Origin of the sequence: Streptomyces sp. NPDC051569 (assembly GCF_044454085.1) — a bacterium.
GTDB lineage: Bacteria > Actinomycetota > Actinomycetes > Streptomycetales > Streptomycetaceae > Streptomyces.
Map to the genome: position 1 here is coordinate 67,095 of NZ_JBITDJ010000018.1, position 21,686 is coordinate 88,780.

The following is a 21,686-nucleotide window of genomic DNA, read 5'->3' on the forward strand; positions in this document are numbered from 1 at the left end:
CGCGCGGGCCGGGAGCGTCCGGGCGGTTGTGCGGCGTCGAAGTGTGCCGGTTCCGCGTAGGGGGGCGCCCGAGCGGCCCGGTCTGAGTAGGCTCGGCTTCTATGGAGCATGAGGTGTTCGTTCCGGTTTTGGCAGAGACCCTCCGGCAGACGCTGCGGGACCCCGCGCGGGTCGCCCGCTGCGTGCCGGGACTCCAACAGGACGCGGACGAGTCGGCGGGCGCGCCGGCCGGCCGCCTCAAGGTCCGCATCGGCGGCCATACGATCACGTACCGGGGCGCCCTGACGCTCACCGAGCGGGACGGCGTCTTCACCGCCGAGGGCGAGGGCACGGAAGCGCGCGGTACGGGCTCCGTCAAGCTGACGCTTACGCTCCGCCTCACGGAAACGGGCGCGGGGACGACGCTGGCCTTCACGGGCTCGGCGCATGTGGAGGGACGCCTCGCGGAACTTCCCGCCGGGACGGCCACGGCTGCGGCGCACCGGCTGCTGGACCGCGTCGTCGCACGCCTGGGGGAGGAGTCTGTTCTCCCCGGGGCGCCGGAAGCCGGGGCCGACGACGACGGTGAAGCCCGGAGCGCCGGGAAGCCCGCAGGTGAGTCCCCGGCCGAATCCGCGGGTGAGTCCCAGGCCGAGTCCCCGGCCGAATCCGCGGGTGAGCCCCAGGCCGAGTCCGCTGGTCGTCCCTCCGACGAGCCGTCCGACGCCTCCGTCTTCGATGTCGAGGTGCCGCCGTCCTCGCTCGACGGCGAGACCACCTCGGCGGAAGGGGACTTCCTCATCCCCGACGAGCCGCTCGCCGAGGCCGCGCACGCTCGGCGCACCATGATCGGGCGGAGCGCCGAAGAGGTCGATCACGCGCCGCCGCGCGGACGGTACGCGCCCGTTCCCGCGCCCGAGGCCGCCGGTGCGGGAGCCACGTTGCGCTGGGTCGCACCCGCCGCCGCGCTCGCGCTGGCCTCCGCCGTGGTTGTCGGGCGGGCACTGCGTCGGCGCCGGTGATCTCGTAATCTCGGGGGGTGAGTAGCAGCGAAGAGAGCATCCGGCTTGCGGCGGGCGACGCCGAGTTGACCATCGACCCCGCGAACGGCTGCCGGATCAGCGGCCTGCGCGTCGGCGGGACCGAACTGCTGCGCCAGGGGGAGCGGTACGGCTGCTTCCCGATGGTGCCCTGGTGCGGTCGCATCGAGCACGGGAAGTTCCGCAACGGCACCGTGGTCCAGCAGATGCCGCTGAACGCCCCGCCCCACGCGATCCACGGCACCGCCAGGAACGGCGCCTGGCGCACCGCCCGGGCCGGCGAGCGCGAGGCCTCGTTCACGTACGACCTCGTGGAGCCCTGGCCGTACAGCGGCAAGATCACCCAGACCTTCGAGCTGACCGAGGACTCGCTGACCCTCGCCATGGGGGTGGAAACGTATGACACGTCCTTCCCCGCGCAGGCCGGCTGGCACCCGTGGTTCCTGCGCAGCCTCGGGGGCGACGGGGAGGGCGATGTACAGGTCGACTTCACTCCGGCGTGGCAGGAGGAGCGCGGCGACGACCATCTGCCCACCGGCCGCCGTATCCCGCCGCTTCCGGGCCCCTGGGACGACTGCTTCGGGATGCCGGACGGCGTCGACGTCACCCTCACCTGGCCCGGCCGGCTGGAGCTGAAGGTCGCCAGCCGGGCCGAGTGGGTGGTGATCTACGACGAGCAGGCCGAGGCGGTCTGCGTGGAGCCCCAGTCCGGTCCCCCGAACGGCCTCAACACCCTGCCGCGTCTGGTCACCCCGGTGGATCCGCTGGAGATCGCGACGACGTGGACCTGGCGGCGGCTCCAGGGGGCCTGAGAGAGGGACCGTGGAAGCCTCTAAGCTCGTGACCATGACTGACGCACGCGCTGAACTGCTCCAGCTGATCAAGGACAAGGCCGTCGTACACGGCAAAGTGACCCTCTCCTCGGGTCTTGAGGCCGACTGGTACATCGATCTGCGCCGGATCACGCTGGACGGGCACGCCGCGCCGCTGGTCGGGCAGGTCATGCTCGATGCCACCGCCGAGCTCGACTTCGACTGTGTGGGCGGGCTGACGCTGGGCGCCGACCCGGTGGCGACGTCGATGCTGCACGCCTCCGCCGCGCGCGGGAAGCGGCTCGACGCGTTCGTGGTCCGTAAGGCGCAGAAGGCGCACGGGATGCAGCGCCGGATCGAGGGCACCGAGGTCAAGGGCCGCCGCTGCCTGGTGGTCGAGGACACGTCCACCACCGGCGGTTCGCCGCTGACCGCCGTCGAGGCCGTCCGGGAGGCCGGCGGCGAGGTCGTCGCGGTCGCGGTCATCGTGGAGCGCGGCGCGGCTCCGGCCATGGCCGAGGCGGGCCTTCCGTACATCAAGGTCTACGGGCTGGACGAGCTCGAACTCGCCTGACCTGGCATTTCGCTGCGGGCTGGGCCGTTTCACGTGAAACGGCCCAGCCCGCAGCGCTGTAGGGGTGGTGCTCCAGGTGGAGCCCGTACAGGAGTCTGGAAAGATGGGGTCGACGATGACGTCGCCCCCAGGTCAGGGACAAGCACCTCACACCCGCACATCACAAGGAGCGGCCCGATGCCCATCGCAACCCCCGAGGTCTACAACGAGATGCTCGACCGGGCGAAGGCAGGCAAGTTCGCCTACCCGGCCATCAATGTCACCTCGTCCCAGACCTTGCACGCCGCACTGCGCGGCTTCGCGGAGGCCGAGAGCGACGGCATCATCCAGATGTCCACCGGTGGTGCGGAGTTCCTGGGTGGTCAGTACAGCAAGGACATGGTGACCGGCGCCGTCGCGCTCGCCGAGTTCGCGCACATCGTCGCTGCCAAGTACGACATCACCGTCGCGCTGCACACCGACCACTGCCCCAAGGACAAGCTCGACGCCTATGTGCGTCCGCTGATCGACATCTCCGCCGAGCGCGTCCGGGCCGGTCGCAACCCGCTCTTCCAGTCGCACATGTGGGATGGCTCCGCCGAGACCCTCGCGGACAACCTGGCCATCGGCGAGGAGCTGCTCGCCAAGGCCGCCGCCGCCAGGATCATCCTTGAGGTCGAGATCACCCCGACCGGCGGCGAGGAGGACGGCGTCACCCACGAGATCAACGACGAGCTGTACACCACCGTCGACGACGCGTTGCGGACCGCCGAGGCTCTCGGCCTGGGTGAGAAGGGCCGCTACCTGCTGGCCGCGTCCTTCGGCAATGTCCACGGCGTCTACAAGCCGGGCAACGTCGTGCTCCGCCCCGAGCTGCTCAAGGACCTCCAGGAGGGCGTCGGCTCCAAGTACGGCAAGGCCGCCGGCAGCCAGCCCTTCGACTTCGTCTTCCACGGCGGCTCCGGCTCCACGGCCGAGGAGATCGCCACCGCGCTGGAGAACGGCGTCGTGAAGATGAACCTCGACACCGACACCCAGTACGCGTTCACGCGCCCCATCGCGGACCACGTGCTCCGCAACTACGACGGTGTGCTGAAGGTCGACGGCGAGGTCGGCTCCAAGAAGACGTACGACCCGCGCACCTGGGGCAAGCTGGCCGAGGCCGGCATGGCCAAGCGCGTCACCGAGGCGTGCGCCGCCCTGCGCTCGACGGGCACCAAGCTCAAGTAACACCCGTTTCGCGTAAGACCGCTCTTTGTGCGTCGGGCCCGGTATCCCTCACGATGCCGGGCCCGCGCCATGCCTGGAGGAGACATCAGCGTGGGCCCCGACTTCGACACCCCCATCGACCGCCACGGCACCTGGAGCGTGCAGTGGGACGGGGTCGCGGACCGCTTCGGTGTCGACGGACTCCTTCCCTTCACCATCTCGGACATGGACTTCGCCTCGCCGCCCGAGGTCCTCGACGCCCTGCGGCGCCGTATCGCGCATGGCGTCCTCGGCTATACCGACTGGCGCAACGAGGATTTCCTGTCCGCGATCCGCCACTGGTTCGCGACGCGCTACGGCACCGACATCGACACCGGTCACGTCGTCTACGCGCCCTCCGTCCTCAACCAGCTCTCGCAACTGCTGCGGATGTGGACCGAGCCGGGGGACGGCATCGTCGTGCACACCCCGACGTACGACGGTTTCCTGAAGGCGATATCCGGCCTGGGACGTGAGCTGCGCGGGGTGCCGATCGGCGACATGGCGGCACTGGAGCGCCAGCTCGCCCGGCCCGGCAGCAAGGTGCTGCTGCTCTGTTCGCCACACAACCCCACCGGGCGGGTGTGGACGGAGACGGAGCTGACGGAGTTCGCCCGACTGGCGCAGGCGTACGGCGTCGCCGTGATCAGCGACGAGATCCACGCGGACTTCGTGCACGCGGACTTCGAGCACCCCGAATCCGCGCACCCCGAATCCGCGCACCCGGAATCCGCTGACCCGGAATCCGCTGACCCGGACCTACCGGGCGGGTCCGTGGGCGGCGGATCCGGGGCGGGCGGGTACCGGCATCTGCCGTGGACCCGGTTCGGGACCGGCCGGTGGGCACTCATCACCTCCGCCTCGAAGGCGTTCAACTTTCCCGCGCTGAGCGGCTCGTACGGAATCATCGGCGACCCGGACGACCACGCGGCCTTCCTGCGGCGGATGGAGACAGGTGAGGGCCTCGCCTCACCCGCCGTACTGACGCTCACCGCGCACATCACCGCGTACCGCGAGAGCGCGCCCTGGCTGGACGCCCTCAACGCCTATGTGGAGGGAAATCTGCGGATGGTCGCCGACCGGCTGAACTCGGCCTTCCCGCAGCTGGACTGGCATCCCCCGCAGGCCGGTTATCTCGCCTGGATCGATCTCCGGCCGCTCGGGATCGACGACGCCGCGCTCCAGCGGGAGCTGATCGAGCACGAGAAGGTCGCGATCATGCCGGGCACCACCTACGGGAGCGACGGCTTCGTGCGGCTCAATGTCGGCTGCCCGCGCGCCAAGGCGGAGAAGGGCATCGACGCGCTGATCCGCGCGCTGCGCCGGCTCGCGGCCTAGTACGGGCGCGGGGATGATCCCCGTATGGACATCAGGCTGTCCTCGGCCAAGGGCCGATGGGTCATCATGGCGACGGTGCTCGGCTCCAGCATGGCCCTGCTGGACTCCACCGTCGTCAATGTGGCGCTGCCCCACATCGGGGACAGCCTCAACGCGGACCTGGCGGACCTTCAGTGGACCGTCAACGCGTACATGCTCACGCTGGCCGGGCTGATTCTGCTCGGTGGGGCGCTCGGTGACCGGTACGGCCGGCGGAAGATCTTCGTCATCGGGGTGGTCTGGTTCGCTGTCTGTTCGCTGCTGTGCGGGATCGCGCCCGACATCCAGGTGCTGATCATCGCGCGGGCGCTGCAGGGCGTGGGCGGAGCGCTGCTGGTGCCCGGCTCGCTCGCGATCATCCAGTCGAGTTTTCACCCGGACGACCGGGCGAAGGCTGTCGGTCTCTGGTCGGGACTGGGCGGGGTCGGAGCGGCCATCGGCCCCTTCGTGGGCGGCTGGCTGGTCGACAGTGCCGGCTGGCGCTGGGTGTTCTTCCTCAATCTGCCGCTGGCCGCGCTCACTCTGCCGGTGGCGCTGCGGCACGTACCGGAATCGAGGGACCCGGCGGCACACGGCCGGTTCGATGTCCTGGGCGCGGCGCTCGGCGCGGTGGCGCTGGCCCTGGTGACCTACGCGCTGATCGCCGAGGCGATCTGGGCGGCGATCGCGGGCGTGCTGGCCGGTGTGGTGTTCGTGCTCGTCGAGCGGCGGCGGGCCGATCCGATGCTGCCGCTGTCGATCTTCAAGTCCCGGCAGTTCACCGCCGTGAACTGCGTGACGCTGTGTGTCTACGCGGCGATCGGCGGCTTCTTCTTCCTCTTTCCGCTCCAGCTCCAGGTCGTCGTGGGGTACTCGGCGCTGCGTGCCGGGACGGCCCTGCTGCCGACGACCATCCTCTTGCTGCTGCTCTCCGCGCGGTCGGGGGCGCTGGGGCAGAAGATCGGCCCGCGTATCCCGCTCACGGTGGGCCCGCTGCTGAGCGCGGCCGGGCTGCTGCTGATGCTGCGGGTGGGTCCGGGCGCCTCGTACTTCGCGGATGTGCTGCCCGCGCTGCTGCTGATGGGCCTGGGCCTGGTGTCCCTGGTCGCGCCGCTGACCGCGACGGTGCTGGCCTCCGTGGACACCGCGCGGGCGGGGCTGGCCAGTGGCGTCAACAACGCGGCGGCCCGCGCGGCCGGTCTGATCGCGGTGGCCGCGCTGCCGCTGCTGGCGGGCATGGGCCCGCAGGCGTACCACTCGGCGACGCAGTTCAACGCCGCTTTCCACCGGGCGATGCTGTGGTGCGCGGGGGTGTTCGTCCTGGGCTCGGCGCTCGCCTGGGCGACGGTCCGTACGCCGGGGAAGCCGGCGGAACAGCCGGAATGCAAGATCAACTGTGGTTTCTCCGCGCCACCCCTGGAAGCGCAGAAGGCCGACGCGCCGCTCAGCGAGCGTCCGGCGACCGCTCCCTGATGCCGCTGCTGTCCGAGGGTGCGGCGGCCCGTCCGGTGCGGGGCGGGCAGGCGGTTTCGCGGTCGTGCGGCCCGTCGGGGGAGGCGCTCGTCCTGGCAAGGCAGACTGTAGGCATGGCCATCCATGAAAACCTGCTCGGGGGGCCGCCCCCCACCCAGCTGCCCGACGATCCCGGGCCGCGTGAGCTGCTCGCCGACGGGACGGCGCCCGCCGAAGTCGCCGCCAAATACCCGACCTCCTCGCTGGCCTGGGCGCAGCTCGCCGACGACGCCTTCGAGAACGGCAGGGTCATCGAGTCGTACGCGTACGCCAGGACCGGTTACCACCGTGGGCTGGACTCGCTGCGCCGCAGCGGGTGGAAGGGACACGGTCCCGTGCCCTGGGAGCACGAGCCGAACCGGGGATTCCTGCGGGCCCTGCACGCGCTCGGACGCGCCGCGCAGGCGATCGGGGAGAAGGAGGAGTACGAGCGCTGCTCGACCTTCCTGCGCGACTCCTCCGAGCTCGCGGCGGACACGCTCGGCTGACCGCTGACCGCTGACCGCTGACCGCTGACCGCTGACCGCTGACCGCTGGTGGCTCCAGGCCGCTGGTGACTCCGGCGCCGAATCGTCTGCTCGCGTCCGCGGGAAAACGCAACCCTCCGAAGGCCCGGCCCGTGTCCCAGGGTGCGGGCTTTCGGTCTGTCCGATCGCACGCGCTGTCGAATCAGCTGGGCCGCCTGTCACACCGACAGCAGAAGTCACAGCGCCACCGCAGTCATATCGGCCATATCCGGCACGGAGACCCGTTGTCTCGCCTCTCCCCCAGGCCGGCTCACCAGGGGAGAAGTCTGCTTTGGGCGTGCCGTTCCAACGCCTGGCCGGACGACGCGAACGGTTCGTACATCGCCGGGCCCACTCTCTGACAGAGCCCCGTCATGTATGTCGGATTATGATGCCGGGAGGGGACCGGGGCTCCGTAACCACACGGAAAGGGGCGGACCGCTACCCGGCAGTCCTATCGAGGAGACAGCGATGTCACACACCCCCGATGCCCCCGGAGCCGGTTCGGAGTCCCCGAACCTCGACTTCGCCGGGACCACGCCGTACGAGGACTACGTCCAGGCGGACGTCCTCACCCATTTGCAGCATCTGCGCTCCGACGACCCGGGCGAGATGGTCTTCCTCGTCACCACCCAGGTCATGGAGCTGTGGTTCACGGTCATCGTCCATGAGTGGGAGACCGCGTCCCGCGCGCTGCGCGAGGACCGTACGCAGGTCGCGATCGACGCGCTCAAGCGGTCCGTACGTGAACTGGACGCGCTCAACGCCTCCTGGAAGCCGCTCGGCCAGCTGACACCCGCGCAGTTCAACTCCTACCGGGGCGCGCTCGGCGAGGGCTCCGGCTTCCAGTCCGCGATGTACCGGCGGCTGGAATTCCTGCTCGGCGACAAGTCCGCCTCCATGCTCGTCCCGCACCGTGGCGCACCGCGCGTCCACGCGGAGCTGGAGAAGGCGCTCCACGAGCCGAGCCTGTACGACGAGGTGCTGGCGCTGCTCGCGCGGCGCGGGCTGCCGGTGCCGCGCGAGGTGCTGGAGCGCGACCTGTCGAAGCGGTACGAGCCGTCGCCCGAGATCGAGCACGTCTGGGCCGGGATCTACGGTGACCCGGACCAGCACACCGAACTCGTCCGCCTGGGTGAGGCGTTGACGGATGTCGGCGAGCTGGTGTGGCGCTGGCGCAACGACCATCTGGTGGCGACCCGGCGGGCGATGGGCTCCAAGACCGGCACAGGCGGCTCCGCCGGCGTGGCCTGGCTGGAGAAGCGCGCGACCAAGAACGTCTTCCCCGAGCTGTGGACGGCGCGCAGCCATGTCTGAGCCCCTTGCCGCGAGCGCGGCGGCCCCGGCCGCGAAGACCACCGAGCTGCGAGCAGCCACCGAGTTGCGGGAAAAGGCCACCGAGTTGCGAGCGACGACCGCCGAGCTGGTCGCGAAGGCCGCTGCCCTGGACGCCGCCGACGAACTCGCCGGGCGGCGCGAGCTGTTCACCCTCGACGACGCGTCGGTCTACCTCGACGGGAACTCGCTGGGCGCGCTGCCCCGCAATGTCCCGGAGCGCCTCCAGGACGTCATCGCCCGTCAGTGGGGCGAGCTCGGCATCCGCTCCTGGACCGAGGGCGGCTGGTGGACCGCGCCCGAGCGGATCGGCGACCGGATCGCGCCGCTCGTCGGCGCCGGTCAGGGGCAGATCGTGGTCGGCGACTCCACCAGCGTCAATGTCTTCAAGGCCGTGGTGGCGGCGGTCCGCCTGCTGGACGCGCGGGAGGACGGCGACCCGGTCAGGGACGAGATCCTGGTCGACGCCACGACCTTCCCCACGGACGGATACATCGCGCGCTCCGCCGCCCGGATGACGGGCAAGCGCCTCGTCCCCGTCGACCCGGAGAAGCTGCTCGGGGCGCTGGGGCCGCGCACGGCTGTCGTGCTCGTCAACCATGTCGACTTCCGTACGGGTCGCCTGTACGACCTCCCGGGGATCACCACCGCCGCGCACGAGGCCGGGGCGCTCGTCGTCTGGGACCTGTGCCACAGCGCGGGCGCCCTGCCGGTCGGCCTGGACACGCACGGCGTGGACCTCGCGGTCGGCTGCACGTACAAGTACCTGAACGGCGGGCCGGGTTCACCCGCGTTCCTGTACGTCGCCGAGCGCCATCAGGCGGCCTTCGACTCCCCGCTGCCCGGCTGGAACTCGCACACCGATCCGTTCGCCATGGACCCGGACTTCGCGGCGGCGGACGGTGCGGTCCGTGGCCGGGTCGGCACTCCGGACATCCTCTCCATGCTGGCGCTGGAGGCGGCCCTCGATGTCTGGGAGGGCGTGCGGGTGGAGGTCGTACGGGCCAAGAGCCTGGCGCTCACGGACTTCTTCCTGGAGTGCGTGGAGGCGTACGCGCCGCCCGGACGGGTCACCTCGATGACCCCCGCCGCGCACGCCGAACGCGGCAGCCAGGTCGCCCTGCGCTGCGCCGAGGCGCCCGCCGTCATGGAGACCCTGATCGCCCGGGGAGTGATCGGCGACCTCCGCAGGCCGGACGTGCTGCGCTTCGGCTTCACCCCCCTGTACGTGGGCTTCGCCGACGCGGAACGGGCGGCGCGGGCGCTCGGGGAGGTCCTGACGGAGATCCCGGCGCGGGTCCCGGCGGCGTCAGCCGTGGAGGTGACGGGCCCGGGCGTGTGAACGACTCCCTCCCGGGCTGATACCGTCCCCGCTGATCAGGTCAATTGGGCCGTCGTACCGAAAGGTTGGAGCAAGATGCCGGACCCCGCCGCGCACGACGCCGTCGCTCGTGACGCCGCGGAGACCGAATCGGTCTTCGCCCATCCGGCCGTCCGGCCCGATCGCACCGCCTCGTACGGCGAACACCCTGATCAGGTGATCGATTTCTACGCCCCCCGGGATGGCCAGGAGCGGGTGCCGCTCGTCGTCCTGCTGCACGGCGGGGCCTGGCGCGCGCCGTACGACCGTGCGCACCTCACGCCGTTCGCGGACTTCCTGGCCCGGCGCGGGTTCGCCGTCGCCAATGTGGAGTACCGGCGGGGACAGCTGATCCCGCAGCAGAACGGCGGCGAGGGCGGCGGGGACGGCGGCGCGGGTACGGACGGCGGCCCGGGGCCGGTGGCCGGTCGCTGGCCGGACACCTTCGACGATGTCGCCGCCGCCATGGACGCGCTGCCCGCGCTCGTCGCGACCGCGCTGCCCGGGGCCGACGTGCGACGCACGGTCGTCGCCGGGCACTCCGCCGGCGGGCACCTCGCGCTGTGGGCGGCGTCCCGGCACGTGCTGCCCGAGGGCTCGCCGTGGCGGCTTCCGGCGCCGCCGCCGCTGCGCGGGGTCGTCGCGCTCGCCCCGATCGCGGATCTCGTACGCGCCGTCGAGCTGGACGTGTGCGGCGGAGCCGTCCTCCAGCTGCTGGGCGGTGAGGCGGAGTTCAAGCAGCGCCGGGAGAGCGCCGACCCGGCGGCGCTGCTGCCGACCGGGATCGCGACGGCCGTGGTGCAGGGCCGTTCGGACCTCACCGTGCCGCAGGCCGTCGCGGAGGCGTACGTGGACGCGGCGGCCAGGGCGGGCGAGATGGTCGGCCTGACCCTGCTGGAGGAGGTGGGCCACTTCCCGCTCATCGACCCGGTCGCCGACGCGTGCGCGGTGGTCGCGGAGGAGATCGCCCAGCTCGCCTGGTGACACACGCCTGGTGACACACGCCCGGTGAAACACGCCTGGCGCGCGCCGGGCTCGCGCCCCTGGTCGGCCCGCGCGGCGCACCCACTTCCCGGGCTCGCGCTCCCGGCGCCGCCGCGTACCTGGTGGAGCGCGTAGTACCTGGGACGGACCACCGGGGATCCGCTTCAGTGGTGACGACTCCGCGTCTCCCGCCGCCTACCGTGGAAGCGTGACCGAGACACAGACCCGGAAGAGCCGCAAGAACCGGAGCCCTGAGTTCCGTATGGCCCTGGACGGCATCAGCGGCCTGCGCCAGAGCCTCTTCCGCGATGCCTTCGCCTACCGTCCGCTCCGCCCCCTGCCGTTGGACAGTCCGATCATCCGCCGGCTGCCGGAGCGGATACACGCGTCCGCGACCTGGGCACCGCACGTCCTGATCGTGGCCGGCGCCTTCCTGGTGTTCGTCGTCGGTTACTCCGACGGCAGTGTGTTTCAGCTGTTCCCGGTGCTGCCGGTGCTGCTGACGCTGGTCAGGCCGGTCGGCGCCTGGTGGCTCTCGCTGTTCTGCGCCGCCGCTCTCAACGTGATCGACGGCGCGGGCGGACCGTGGACGGCCAGCTCCTTCGCCGCCTATCTGGTCGTGGTGACGGTGGTCGCCGCCCGCACCCGGCCGCGCGACGCCGCCTGGATGTGGGTGATCACCGTCGCGTACGGGCTCTTCGCCGGGGCGTTCCTCGACCCCTTCGGGTACGGTGAGTCCGTCGCGGCACCCATGATCTTCGTGGTCACCCTGGTGCTGCTGGCCGTGACCGTGTGGCACGTCCGCCGGGAGGCCGTGCGGGCCGTACGGGAGGTCGCCGTGCAGCAGAGCGTCACCGCCGTCGAGCGCGACCGGCGCACGCTGCTCGAAGAGCGCACCACCATCGCCCGCGAGCTGCACGACGTGGTCGCCCACCACATGTCGGTCGTCGCGATCCAGGCCGAGGCGGCCCCGTACCGGGTGGAGAATCCACCGCCCGAGCTGGAGCAGGCGTTCATCACGATCCGCGAGAACGCCGTCGCCGCGCTGACCGAGCTGCGCCGCGTCCTCGGAGTCGTACGGGCCGAGGACTACCAGGCCCCCGACGCCCCGCAGCCCACCCTCGCCGATCTCGGCGGCCTCCTCGGAAACGTCCGCGACGCGGGTCTGACCGTGGAGCAGACGGTCACCGGAGCGGTGCGTGAGCTGCCGCAGGGCGTCGAGCTGTCGGCGTACCGCATCGTGCAGGAGGCGCTCAGCAACGCGCTGCGGCACGCGCCGGGGTCGACCGCCACGGTCGAGATCTCGTACGTGCTCGGCGGTCTGGGCCTGCGGATCGTCAACACCCCGCCGCAGGGCCTGGTCAAGCCGTCGCCCGGGGCGGGCCACGGCATCACGGGTATGCGGGAGCGGGCGGCGATGCTGAACGGCGAGATGACGGCCGAGCTCCTGGAGGACGGCGGCTACGAGGTCGCGGTGTTCATCCCGGTCGCCGCCGTACGGGACGGGGAGGCGTCATGACGATCCGGGTGCTGATAGTCGACGACCAGGTGATGGTCCGCGAAGGCTTCTCCGTCCTGCTGAACGCGATGCCGGACATCGAGGTCGTCGGCGAGGCGGTGAACGGCCGCGAGGCGATCACCCAGGTCGCCGCGCTCCACCCCGATGTGGTGCTGATGGACATCCGTATGCCGGAGCTGAACGGCATCGACGCGACGCGCGAGATCGTGGCGGCGGACGCGACGGCGAAGGTGCTGGTGCTGACCACCTTCGACCTCGACGAGTACGTGTACGAGGCGCTGCGCGCCGGAGCCTCGGGTTTCCTGCTCAAGGATGCCTCGGCACGGCAGCTGGCCGAGGGGGTACGGGTGGTGGCGTCCGGTGAGGCGCTGCTCGCTCCGATCGTCACCAAGCGCCTGATCACGGAATTCTCCAGGCTCGCGCAGGTGCCCCGCGCCCCGGCGATGGCCCGGATCGCCGATCTCACGGAGCGCGAGACGGAGGTGCTGGTGCTGATCGCGCAGGGCCTGTCGAACGCGGAGATCGCGGAGCATCTCGTCGTCGCCGAGTCCACGATCAAGACGCATGTGAGCCGCATCCTGGTGAAGCTGGGGCTGCGGGACCGTACGCAGGCGGCGGTGTTCGCGTACGAGGCACGGCTGGTCACGCCGGGGTGAGGCGGGGGTGAGGCCGGGGTGAGGCGTGGGTGAGACGTGGGTGAAGCGGGGTGAGGCCGGGTGAGTGGCGGATACCGGACAGGTGATCACTCGCGAGGGTGAGCGGGGCCGGGACTGCCCGCCGACCCGCACACGGCACCGTCACACTGGTCGCGGCCTGACAGGAGGTGCACCATGACAGTTATGGCAGAGCGCACGGTTCAGATGTCTGTCGAGGAGTTCGAGAGGATCGCCGAACTCGTCGAGAGGGAGTCCGACGCCGTCAGGCTGGAGTTCATCCACGGACGGATCGGGATCAGGGGCATGACCGACGGCGACCACAGCGAGATCATCAGGTGGCTTCAGAAACGCTGCATGCGGGTCCGTGCCGATCTGTGGCTGTACGCCGGCGGCGAGCTCGGGCTTCAGGTCGAGGCGTACCGAAAAGGCCGGGCGAAGCCGGATGCCGTGCTCGCTCCGGAGAGGACCTTCGTCGGGCAAGGGGATTGGGCCGACCCGGAGGGCGTGCTGATGACGGTGGAAGTCACCTCGTACGACTCCGACACCGACCGGCGGGACCGCGAGGAAAAGCCGGCCGCCTACGCCGCGGCGGGAATCCCGCTCTATCTGCTGATCGACCGTGACCATGGCACGGTCACCGTCCACAGCGATCCGGCCGTGGACGGTTACCGCTATCGCCAAGTGGCCGATTTCGGGACGAAGATCCTGCTCCCCGACCCCGTCGGCATCGAGCTCGACACCGAAGACCTCAAGGAATTCGTGCGCTGACGGGACGTGGGGACAGCGGCGCCATGAGCGCCTGGCAGCCCGACGGCGGGGCGGGGCGGCCGGTTGGCTGCCCCGCCCCGCCGTTGTCAGCCGTTGTCAGCCGTTGTCAGCTGGGATCAGCTGGGATGAGCTGGGTCGGCCGGGTCAGCTGGTGCAGGCCAGGGTGCCGGCCCGCAGGGCGTGGCCGCCGTCGTTGTCGTCGTCGGACCAGACGACCGGCTTACGGCCGGCGGCGCAGGCCGCCTGGGGGGCGATGGCGAAGCCCTCGTTGTTGTAGTTGGGCATCCCGGTGGGGCGGTCGTAGGTGTGGGTGACGGCGAGCTTGCCCTGGGCGTTGATGTCGAGGGTGGAGCTGCGGCCCTGGCAGGTGTCGTCGCAGGCCGCCCAGAGGTGACCGGTGGCGGGTTCGAATTCCAGGTCCATCACGCCGGGGAAGCCGCTGGCGACGGTGGCGATCCGGGTGTATCCGCCGCCGGACTGGTTGAGGGCGTAGGCGTAGACGGTGCCGTTGGCCTCCAGGCCGACGAAGAACAGTCCGCTGCCGTGGCCGGGGTAAGCGGCCGGGTTGTAGGCGGCGTTGGCGCGCTCGTCGTGGAAGCCGTGCGCGGTGAGATAGGAGTCCGGGATCCACGAAATGCCTTCGGGGCCAGAGTTGGCTGCGACGGAGGGCAGGTCGGAGGTGAGGTTCCACTCCGCGGTCGCGTTCAGCGAGGAGGCCGTGGAGGTGGTGTCGTAGCGCAGGACCTTCGGGAGGCTGGTGGAACCGTTGTTGTCGCGCTCGGTCACGACGAACAGCCCGTCAGGGGTGACGACCACACCTTCCGCGTCGGGGTCGCCGCTGCCGTTGGCGTAGCGCAGCGTCTTGCCCGACGTCCATCCGCCGGTGCGGTCGGGGGCCCACGTCGTGCCGTTCTGTACCAGGCGGTAGAGCTTGCCGGGGCCGTTGTTGACCGCCCACAGCACGCTCGGGCTCTCGTAGGACAGGCCGCTGAGGTTGGTGCCGAACACGTTCGAGCCGTCGGCGACGGTGACGCCGGGATCGCCCGGCCACGTGGTGTCGGACGGCAGCCCGCCCCCGCCGCCGGGGCAGGCGTTGGGCGCGCTCTTGGTCGGGGCGGTGGTGGTGGTGAAGGCGCCGGTGCCGTCGGCGCAGCGGCCGTAGGTGGTGGTGGCGTGGCCGGTCCAGGAGTAGCTGTCGACCAGGGTGGAGCCGTCGGCGCGGTACAGGCGTGCCGAGTCGGGGCTGCCGAGTCCGTAGGAGGACTCGACATCGAGTGCCAGGTAGCCGCCGGGGGCGAGTGTTTTGCCCGAAGGGATCTTGTAGGAGTGGGAGTTGTCGTCGTCCTTGACGATCCATCCGGACAGGTCGACCGAGGCGGTCCCGTTGTTGACCAGTTCGATCCAGTCGCCGGGGCTTCCGCCGTTCGACTCGACCTCGTTGATCAGCACCATGGACTGGTCCTGCGCGGACGCCGGCGCGCTGGACAGGCCGAGGGCGAGGACGGACAGGACGGCGGCGCCGATGTGGACATTTCTACGCCAGTGCGTACGCAAGGGGACCGGTCCTCGATTCGCGGGGGTGGTGCGGGCAAGGAGCGCGCTCGCGCCCCCGGCGAAGCTTCGGGCACATCAGCGACCATGGGTTGAACACACTGCGAACAGCGCGGGTAACTCACGCTGTTGGCTTCCCGGTTGGGACGGCCCCGACGTGTCGGCCCCCGCAGTGGCCACTCCCTTCCCGCAAGACGCGGGGGAGTGGACGGCGCGGCTTGTCCACAGGCTGTGGACAAGCCGCGCCGACGCACGTCCCTGCTCGGCCTGCCTCAGTTCAGCTCAGTTCAGCTCAGCCTGCCTCAGCTCAGCATGTCCCGGCGCCGCAGTCCCGCCAGCCCCGTGGCCACCAAGACCACCGCGATCGCGGTCAGCGTGAGGACCGGCGCCCAGGCCATCTCCGTGCCCGCCGCGCCGCCCGCGCCCGCCGCGCCCGCCGCGCTCGGCAGCTTCGGCAGATGCCCGAAGGGCGACAGGTCCATCACCCGGCGCGGGAGACCGAGCGCCGGGCCGATCCAGCCCAGGGCCAGGACCGCCCCCGCGACCGCCCACCCCGCCACGGCCGCCCTCGGGACGACTCCGTACAGCAGCACCGCCGACGCGCCCAGCACCCAGATCGCGGGCAGTTGGACGAGGCAGGCACCCAGGATCGCGGGCAGGTCCCGGCCGTAACCGGCGGCCAGTCCCACCCCGCCCAGCAGCATGACCGGCCCGGCCCCGCCGAAGGCGATCAGCAGATGGCCACCGGCCCACCGCAGTCGGCCGACCGCCCCCGCGAGCACCGGTTCGGCACGCCCGCCGGTCTCCTCGCCGTACAGCCGCAGCACCGAGGCGACCGCGTACAGCGCGGCGACCATGCCGAGCATCGAGACCGTCGTGGCGAGGAAGGCGGCGGTCAGGCCCTCGTGCGCGCCGCCGTCCGCTGCGCCGCCGAGACCGCCGAGACCGCCGAGACCGCCGAGACCACCGGGCCCGCCGAGACCACCGGGCCCGCCGTTCGCGCCGCCCATCCGCTCGATGATTCGCCGTATCCCCTCATCGCCGCCGGCCAGATCGGCCGCGCTGTCGGTGACGGCGCCGAAGACGGCCCCGGCGAGCAGGAATCCGGCCCCCCAGCCGGCCAGGCTGCCGCGCTGGAGCCGCCAGGCGAGCGCGCCCGCCGTGCCGAGCCCGCCCACCGCAGGCCCCGGCCGGGCGGCCACGAAGCTCATGCCGAGGTCGCGGCGTCCGGCGAGGGCGTACGCGACGGTGGCCTGGGCGACGATGGCGGCGGCGAGGAGCAGCAGCACCCACCATCGTTCCCCGGCGAAGGCGCGCGTGTTCTCGGCCCAGCCGAGCGGGGAGAGCCAGGTCAGTACGGACGAGCCGTTGTCCGACGAGGCGTCACCGGCCGCCTTGAGCAGGTACGCGGCGCCGATGGCGGCGAGCGCGAGCCCCTTCGCGAGACGCGCGCTCCCGGTGATCTGTGCGGTGATGGCGGCGGTGCAGGCGAAGAGCGTGCCGACGCCCGCGATCGCGAGGGCGAGGGCGAGTGAACCGGCGATGTCCTGGCCGGAGGCGGCGAGTCCGGCGGTGATCACCGCCGCCAGCGCGGTGTTGGCCGTGAGTGCGGTGAGGAGCGCGGCGGTGAGGGGTGCGCGGCGGCCGACCATGGCGGAGGACAGCAGCTCCTGACGGCCCGTCTCCTCTTCCTCCCGGGTGTGCCGTACGACGATGAGCAGGCTCATCACGGCGGCGAGACCGGCACCGAAGCCGACCGTGCGCCAAGCGGTCAGCCCGCCGACGGAGTCCGTGAAGACCGGCCCGTACAGGGCGCGCAGGGAGCTGTCGCCCCGCAGGGAGCGTGTGAGGTCCGCGCGTTCGGCGGCGGTGCCGTACAGCGCGGACAAGGACCGGGCGACGGACGCGATGGTCAGCCCGAGGGCCGCGACCCACACCGGGATCATGATCCGGTCGCGGCGCAGGGCGAGTCGCACGAGCTGCCGGGTGCCGGCGGTGGCGGTCCCGCCGAGGGCGGTGCGGGCGATGGCGCCGCCGGGGGTGATCGCACCGGTCGCGCCGGTGGTGGCGTCACCGGTCGTACCGGCGCCGCTCATCGGGATACCGCCTGGTCGGGCGCGTAGTGCCGGAGGGACAGCTCCTCCAGCGTGGGCGGCGAGGAGGTCAGCGAACGGATACCGGCCTCGGAGAGCGACCGGAGCACCGCGTCGAGCGCCCCGGCGCCGGCCTGGAGCCGGACGCGCTTTCCACCGGTGGTGAGGTCGCTGATGTCGAGGCCGTGGACGCCGGGCAGCCGGTCAAGGCCCCGGGGTGTGCGGGAGAGTTCGGCGGTCACGTTCGTACGGGTCAGATGGCGCAGCTCGGCGAGCGACCCCGACTCGACGGTCACGCCCTTGCGGATGATGCTCACCCGGTCGCACAGCGCCTCGACCTCGCTGAGTACGTGGCTGGAGAGGAGTACGGTCCTGCCCCGGTCACGCTCCTCGGTGACGCACCGCCGGAAGACCTCCTCCATCAGCGGGTCGAGTCCCGAGGTCGGTTCGTCGAGGATGAGCAGATCCACGTCGGAGGCGAACGCGGCGACCAGGGCGACCTTCTGACGGTTGCCCTTGGAGTAGGTGCGCCCCTTCTTGGTGGGGTCGAGTTCGAACCGCTCGACGAGCGCGGCCCGCCGTGCCGCGTCGAGGCCGCCGCGCAGCCGCCCGTACAGGTCGATGACCTCGCCGCCGGACAGGTTCCGCCAGAGCGTCACGTCTCCCGGCACGTAGGCCACGCGCCGGTGCAGCTCGACCGCGTCCTTCCACGGGTCCCGGCCGAGGAGCCGGGCCGTGCCGGAGTCCGCGCGCAGCAGGCCGAGGAGGACGCGGATGGCGGTGGACTTGCCGGCTCCGTTGGGCCCGAGGAAGCCGTGGACCTCGCCGGTCTCGACGGTGAGGTCGAGGCCGTCCAGCGCGTGCGTCCGCCCGAACGACTTGTGCAGTCCGGCGACGCTGATTGCCTTCGTCATGTTTTGGAACGTACGTGAGTTTCACAAACTTGTGAAGTTAAGGAAGTGCAAAAAGGACGCCGTTAGGATGGGGCGATGAGCAGCCCGAGCACTGGCGCCCGTAAGGCCGATGACATCAGCGACGCCGGCGACGCCCATGTCCCGCAGCGGGACGAGGAGGCGGTGACGCGCTTCGTGGAGCGGTTCGCGGCCGAGCTGACCGAGGCCGGGATGCAGCGGACGGCGGCCAGGGTCTTCGCGGCCCTGCTCGCCTCGGACGATGCCAGCATGACCTCCGCCGAGCTGAGCGGACAGCTCAGCATCAGCCCCGCGGCCGTGTCCGGGGCCGTCCGCTACCTCTCCCAGGTCAGCATGGTCGGCCGCGAGCGCGACCCCGGCTCCCGCCGCGACCGCTACCGCCTGCACAACGAGCTCTGGTACGCCACGTTCACCCAGCGGGAGCCGGTACTGAGCCGCTGGGAACGCACCCTGCGCGAAGGCGCCGACACCCTCGGCAGAAACACCCCGGCGGGGGCGAGGGTCGCCGAGACGACGGCGTTCTTCGAGTTCCTGCAGAAGGAGCTGCTGTCCCTGATGGACCGCTGGCAGGAGGAGCGGAAAGGCTCCACCTGGACGGCGGCGATGCCGCCGATGCCGCCGATCCCGGAGGCCCGGACGCCAGGGACTGAGAGAGGTACGGGGGACGGGGGGAACTGACGCCAGGGACCGACCAGAGGCGGGCGCGGGGAGTCAGCCGGCTGGCGCCAGTCGTTCCAGATAAGCGCGGGTCCCGGCATCGCGCGGATTGATCTCCCGGTACGGCTCCTGGGGCCACAGCGCCCGCCCCTCGATCCACGCGACGACGAGCACGGGATCGTTGTCGAGCCAGCCGCGCAGCTCTGCCTCGCCCGTGGCGGCGGTGGGCAGGCCGATCCAGGGCCGCTTGGCCGGGCCGGGTGAGTTCACGGGAAGCACCGCCTCGGGCAGATCGTCGTCTCCGCCGTGCGCGGAGAAGAAGAGCAGCACGGGCCCGCCGCCGTGCGGGTCGTGCAGCAGGACGTAGCGCTTGGGTACGGGGACGGGGGCGAGGGCCGCCCGGGCGAGCTTCCTGGCGGTGGGCAGGCCCCGCGTCAGCAACCGGTGCAGCGAGTACAGGCCGGCCGCCAAGGCGAAACCGGTGACTCCCACGTACTTCAGAGTGTCCCCGCCCGGCCGGACCCAGTACAGCGCCCCGAACAAGGCCGCCAGGCCCAGGTTCGCGACGGTGCCGGTCAGATAAGAAGCGTTCCGTAGCGTCCGCACCCGCCACCACGGCACCTCACGGATGTCGCGTTCGGGGCGGTAGAGGCGTCCCGGCCGGAGAGTCTGGGGAATGTGCCGCCGCCGCGCCTCGGTTGCCAGCGCCGCGAAGGCCAGGGTCACCGGAGCTTCGGCGTCGCTCGCCTTGACGAGGCTGACCGGTACGGGACGCCGTACCAGGTCGGCAGTCGGAGCCGCTTCGTCCGCCCCGCGCCGGCGCCACCGGCTGATACCGCCACCGGCGAGGCCCACGACAACGAGCGCGCGACCGCCGTCCGAGGCCCAGATGTTCGCGTCGTTGGCCACGGTGCCGCGCCATTCGGCGTCGTACAGATCGCCTTTCCAGGGCCCGTACGAGACGACGAAACCGGTCCACCAGTCGTACAGCAGCGGATCACGGTCCGGGTCGCAGTGGAACGGGCCTTCGCGCTTCGCGCCGCTCCAGGGGTCCGTCCACCGCACCTGGCAGGTGCCGTCCGGCTGCTCGCTCAGCACGGCGAGGTCGATCTGCGGGTCCATATCCGAGGCATGGTCACCCGCGATACCCAAGGCCAGCGCTGCCGCTCCCAGCAGCACCAACCACCGGAAGAGCCCCCAGCGGCGGATGGGTTTCTGGACAGGAAGCGGGAGCCCGAACGGTACGGGCGCGCTGCTGGGCTGTGGCTGGCGCGGCGCCGTCCGTTGCGACAGCCCCTTCGCCTCCGCCAGGCGTACGAGCCGCAGCCGTCCTCGGCGTCCCCGTACCGGCTTCGCCCAGATCAGCTCCCCGCCGCCCGGCGGGGAGACCACCCCACCGTTACGCGGGTCGCCGCACCACCACAGCACGCCGCTCAGCCCGGGCCGGACCAGGGGAAAGCGCTGCTGCACGGCCAGCACGGTCAGTGGAAGCAATGCGCCGCTGTCCGGGTCGCGCAGCACCACGGCAGCGGCGTGCATCCCGCGCGGTACGGCCTCGGCCGCGCACGCTCTCCAGGGACCGCCCTCCAGCCGCCGCCGCATCCGGCCGGACAGCTGCCGATTCGCCGCACCGACGACCAAGGCGAATGCCGAGGCGCTGACCAGGTAGCTCATCAGCTGTGCCGGCCATCCCAGTCCCCGGTCCGCGCCGGCTATGCCGATGACCACACCGCCGGCCGCTAGCGCCGCACCCACGCGCGACCACATGCGTCCCCGCCCCCGGTACCGGGTCAGTGCCTCCGCCGTCGCCGTGACATCGAGCGCTCTGTCGTGCATAGCTGCCCCCCCGGGCTCCGTACCGGATCCCGAGGCTACCCGCCCCTGAGGAGGCGGAAGGGCCGGAGGAGCGCGTCAGTCCCGCCAGGGCCCCGGGCGTGCCCCCGCCGGTTCCGCCGGCAGCGTCAGCCCCCAGGCCCCCGGCCGCAGCGTCCATGTCCGGGTCCGTACGGGGCCGGTCACCCGCGCGTCCGCCCGGTAGCGGAAGTCCGCTCCCGAGACCGTCACCGACAGTGCGCTCGCCCGGACGGGCTCGGCCGAGGCGTGTGTACGGATCACGACCTCCGCGCGCCCGCCACGCGAGCGCACCGTCACGCCCTCGACCGGTTCGTCCAGATCGCTCAGCAGCACACCGTCCGCCTCCACCCGCAGCCGGTGCGTATGCGCCGTGACGGCGCCCGGCGCCGGTCGTACCAGCGTGCGGACCAGGGAGCAGCAGGTGTGCCAGACGGCCGAGGCGGCCGACGCCGCCGACACCACCGGGGGCGCGGCTCCGGCCGGGGCGGCACCCTGCGCGGGGATGGCGGGGAGCGCGGGGATGCGGAGATCCCCCAGCACCACCCCATCGCTCTCGTCGACCAGCAGATCGAGCCGGCGCACCACCCCCTCCAGCACCGCGCGCGCCGCCGCGACCGCGCCGGTCGGCACCCCCAGCGAGCGGGCCAGCTCCACCGCGACGCCCACCGGCACCAGTGAGAGCGCGTCGGAGGCCAGCTCCCGGTCCCGGTGGAGCAGGCCGACCATGCGCAGCAGGGCCCGGTCGTCGCCGATGAGCACCGGCCGCCGGCTGCCCCGTCTGGCCAACACCCGGGCGAACTCTTCGGGGCCGTCAGGCAGACAGATCTTCACCGGCGCACCGGCGCTGAGCACGTCCTTCGCGATCCGTACGGATTCGCCGTCGGTCCGGCGGGCGACCGGGTCGATGACCACCAGAAGCTGCTGCGCACCGTTCTCGGCGGGCTCCGGAGCCGACACCTCGGTCCTTCCTC

Annotated in this window: 19 protein-coding genes; 14 read left to right on the plus strand and 5 right to left on the minus strand. The window is 71.7% G+C overall.

Annotation, left to right across the window (positions count from 1 at the left end):
- The first annotated feature begins 101 nt into the window (after positions 1 to 101).
- The 13 genes from ACIBAE_RS23110 (at position 102) to ACIBAE_RS23170 (ending at position 13,628) form a co-directional block, all read left to right on the plus strand.
- Positions 102 to 1,001 carry an SRPBCC domain-containing protein gene (locus ACIBAE_RS23110; RefSeq protein WP_399288723.1) on the plus strand — a complete coding sequence of 300 codons (900 nt, stop codon included), beginning with the start codon at positions 102 to 104 and terminating at the stop codon, positions 999 to 1,001.
- Between the two features lie 17 nt (positions 1,002 to 1,018).
- Positions 1,019 to 1,831, plus strand: a complete 813-nt coding sequence (locus ACIBAE_RS23115) for an aldose 1-epimerase (RefSeq protein ID WP_399288726.1) — start codon at positions 1,019 to 1,021, stop codon at positions 1,829 to 1,831.
- A 34-nt stretch (positions 1,832 to 1,865) separates the two neighbouring features.
- Positions 1,866 to 2,405 (plus strand): orotate phosphoribosyltransferase, encoded by a 540-nt coding sequence (gene pyrE, locus ACIBAE_RS23120; protein ID WP_399288728.1) that lies wholly within the window; start codon positions 1,866 to 1,868, stop codon positions 2,403 to 2,405.
- A gap of 177 nt (positions 2,406 to 2,582) precedes the next feature.
- Positions 2,583 to 3,614 (plus strand): class II fructose-bisphosphate aldolase, encoded by a 1,032-nt coding sequence (fbaA, locus tag ACIBAE_RS23125; RefSeq protein WP_399288731.1) that lies wholly within the window; start codon positions 2,583 to 2,585, stop codon positions 3,612 to 3,614.
- 69 nt (positions 3,615 to 3,683) lie between these two features.
- Entirely contained in the window at positions 3,684 to 4,970 is a 1,287-nt protein-coding gene (locus ACIBAE_RS23130; protein WP_399288734.1) for a MalY/PatB family protein, read from the plus strand.
- 24 nt (positions 4,971 to 4,994) lie between these two features.
- Positions 4,995 to 6,461: an MFS transporter gene (locus ACIBAE_RS23135; protein ID WP_399288737.1), complete on the plus strand. Its 1,467-nt coding sequence runs from the start codon at positions 4,995 to 4,997 to the stop codon at positions 6,459 to 6,461.
- A gap of 113 nt (positions 6,462 to 6,574) precedes the next feature.
- Positions 6,575 to 6,988, plus strand: a complete 414-nt coding sequence (locus tag ACIBAE_RS23140; protein WP_399288740.1) for a DUF3151 domain-containing protein — start codon at positions 6,575 to 6,577, stop codon at positions 6,986 to 6,988.
- A 489-nt stretch (positions 6,989 to 7,477) separates the two neighbouring features.
- Complete coding sequence (locus ACIBAE_RS23145; RefSeq protein WP_399288743.1) at positions 7,478 to 8,323, plus strand: tryptophan 2,3-dioxygenase family protein; 846 nt, start codon at positions 7,478 to 7,480, stop codon at positions 8,321 to 8,323.
- Positions 8,316 to 9,683 (plus strand): kynureninase, encoded by a 1,368-nt coding sequence (gene kynU / locus ACIBAE_RS23150; RefSeq protein ID WP_399288746.1) that lies wholly within the window; start codon positions 8,316 to 8,318, stop codon positions 9,681 to 9,683. The genes ACIBAE_RS23145 and kynU overlap by 8 nt, the downstream gene beginning before the upstream one ends.
- 75 nt (positions 9,684 to 9,758) lie before the next feature.
- Positions 9,759 to 10,685 (plus strand): alpha/beta hydrolase, encoded by a 927-nt coding sequence (locus tag ACIBAE_RS23155; RefSeq protein ID WP_399288748.1) that lies wholly within the window; start codon positions 9,759 to 9,761, stop codon positions 10,683 to 10,685.
- A 208-nt stretch (positions 10,686 to 10,893) separates the two neighbouring features.
- Positions 10,894 to 12,204: a sensor histidine kinase gene (locus ACIBAE_RS23160; protein WP_399288751.1), complete on the plus strand. Its 1,311-nt coding sequence runs from the start codon at positions 10,894 to 10,896 to the stop codon at positions 12,202 to 12,204.
- The gene (locus tag ACIBAE_RS23165; RefSeq protein ID WP_399288754.1) at positions 12,201 to 12,860 is read left to right on the plus strand and encodes a response regulator; all 660 of its coding nucleotides are present in this window, start codon (positions 12,201 to 12,203) and stop codon (positions 12,858 to 12,860) included. Before ACIBAE_RS23160 ends, ACIBAE_RS23165 begins: the two co-directional genes overlap by 4 nt.
- 174 nt (positions 12,861 to 13,034) lie before the next feature.
- Positions 13,035 to 13,628 carry a Uma2 family endonuclease gene (locus ACIBAE_RS23170; protein ID WP_399288757.1) on the plus strand — a complete coding sequence of 198 codons (594 nt, stop codon included), beginning with the start codon at positions 13,035 to 13,037 and terminating at the stop codon, positions 13,626 to 13,628.
- A gap of 144 nt (positions 13,629 to 13,772) precedes the next feature.
- On the opposite strand, the gene ACIBAE_RS23175 is transcribed toward ACIBAE_RS23170, so the two are convergent.
- The 3 genes from ACIBAE_RS23175 to ACIBAE_RS23185 all read right to left on the minus strand — a co-directional run bounded on the left by ACIBAE_RS23175 (position 13,773) and on the right by ACIBAE_RS23185 (position 18,186).
- Positions 13,773 to 15,182: a lamin tail domain-containing protein gene (locus tag ACIBAE_RS23175; protein WP_399288760.1), complete on the minus strand. Its 1,410-nt coding sequence runs from the start codon at positions 15,180 to 15,182 to the stop codon at positions 13,773 to 13,775.
- A gap of 299 nt (positions 15,183 to 15,481) precedes the next feature.
- Positions 15,482 to 17,275, minus strand: a complete 1,794-nt coding sequence (locus tag ACIBAE_RS23180) for an ABC transporter permease (RefSeq protein ID WP_399288763.1) — start codon at positions 17,273 to 17,275, stop codon at positions 15,482 to 15,484.
- The gene (locus tag ACIBAE_RS23185) at positions 17,272 to 18,186 is read right to left on the minus strand and encodes an ATP-binding cassette domain-containing protein (protein ID WP_399288766.1); all 915 of its coding nucleotides are present in this window, start codon (positions 18,184 to 18,186) and stop codon (positions 17,272 to 17,274) included. The genes ACIBAE_RS23180 and ACIBAE_RS23185 overlap by 4 nt, the downstream gene beginning before the upstream one ends.
- 75 nt (positions 18,187 to 18,261) lie before the next feature.
- Between ACIBAE_RS23185 and ACIBAE_RS23190 the strand changes: the two genes are divergently transcribed.
- Positions 18,262 to 18,882: a GbsR/MarR family transcriptional regulator gene (locus ACIBAE_RS23190; protein ID WP_399288769.1), complete on the plus strand. Its 621-nt coding sequence runs from the start codon at positions 18,262 to 18,264 to the stop codon at positions 18,880 to 18,882.
- Positions 18,883 to 18,915: 33 nt separating this feature from the next.
- Here the strand turns inward: ACIBAE_RS23190 and ACIBAE_RS23195 are convergent, their stop codons facing one another.
- Both ACIBAE_RS23195 and ACIBAE_RS23200 read right to left on the minus strand, forming a co-directional pair.
- Positions 18,916 to 20,697: a hypothetical protein gene (locus ACIBAE_RS23195; RefSeq protein WP_399288772.1), complete on the minus strand. Its 1,782-nt coding sequence runs from the start codon at positions 20,695 to 20,697 to the stop codon at positions 18,916 to 18,918.
- Positions 20,698 to 20,772: 75 nt separating this feature from the next.
- Positions 20,773 to 21,672 carry a diacylglycerol kinase gene (locus tag ACIBAE_RS23200; RefSeq protein ID WP_399288775.1) on the minus strand — a complete coding sequence of 300 codons (900 nt, stop codon included), beginning with the start codon at positions 21,670 to 21,672 and terminating at the stop codon, positions 20,773 to 20,775.
- Positions 21,673 to 21,686: the final 14 nt, after the last annotated feature.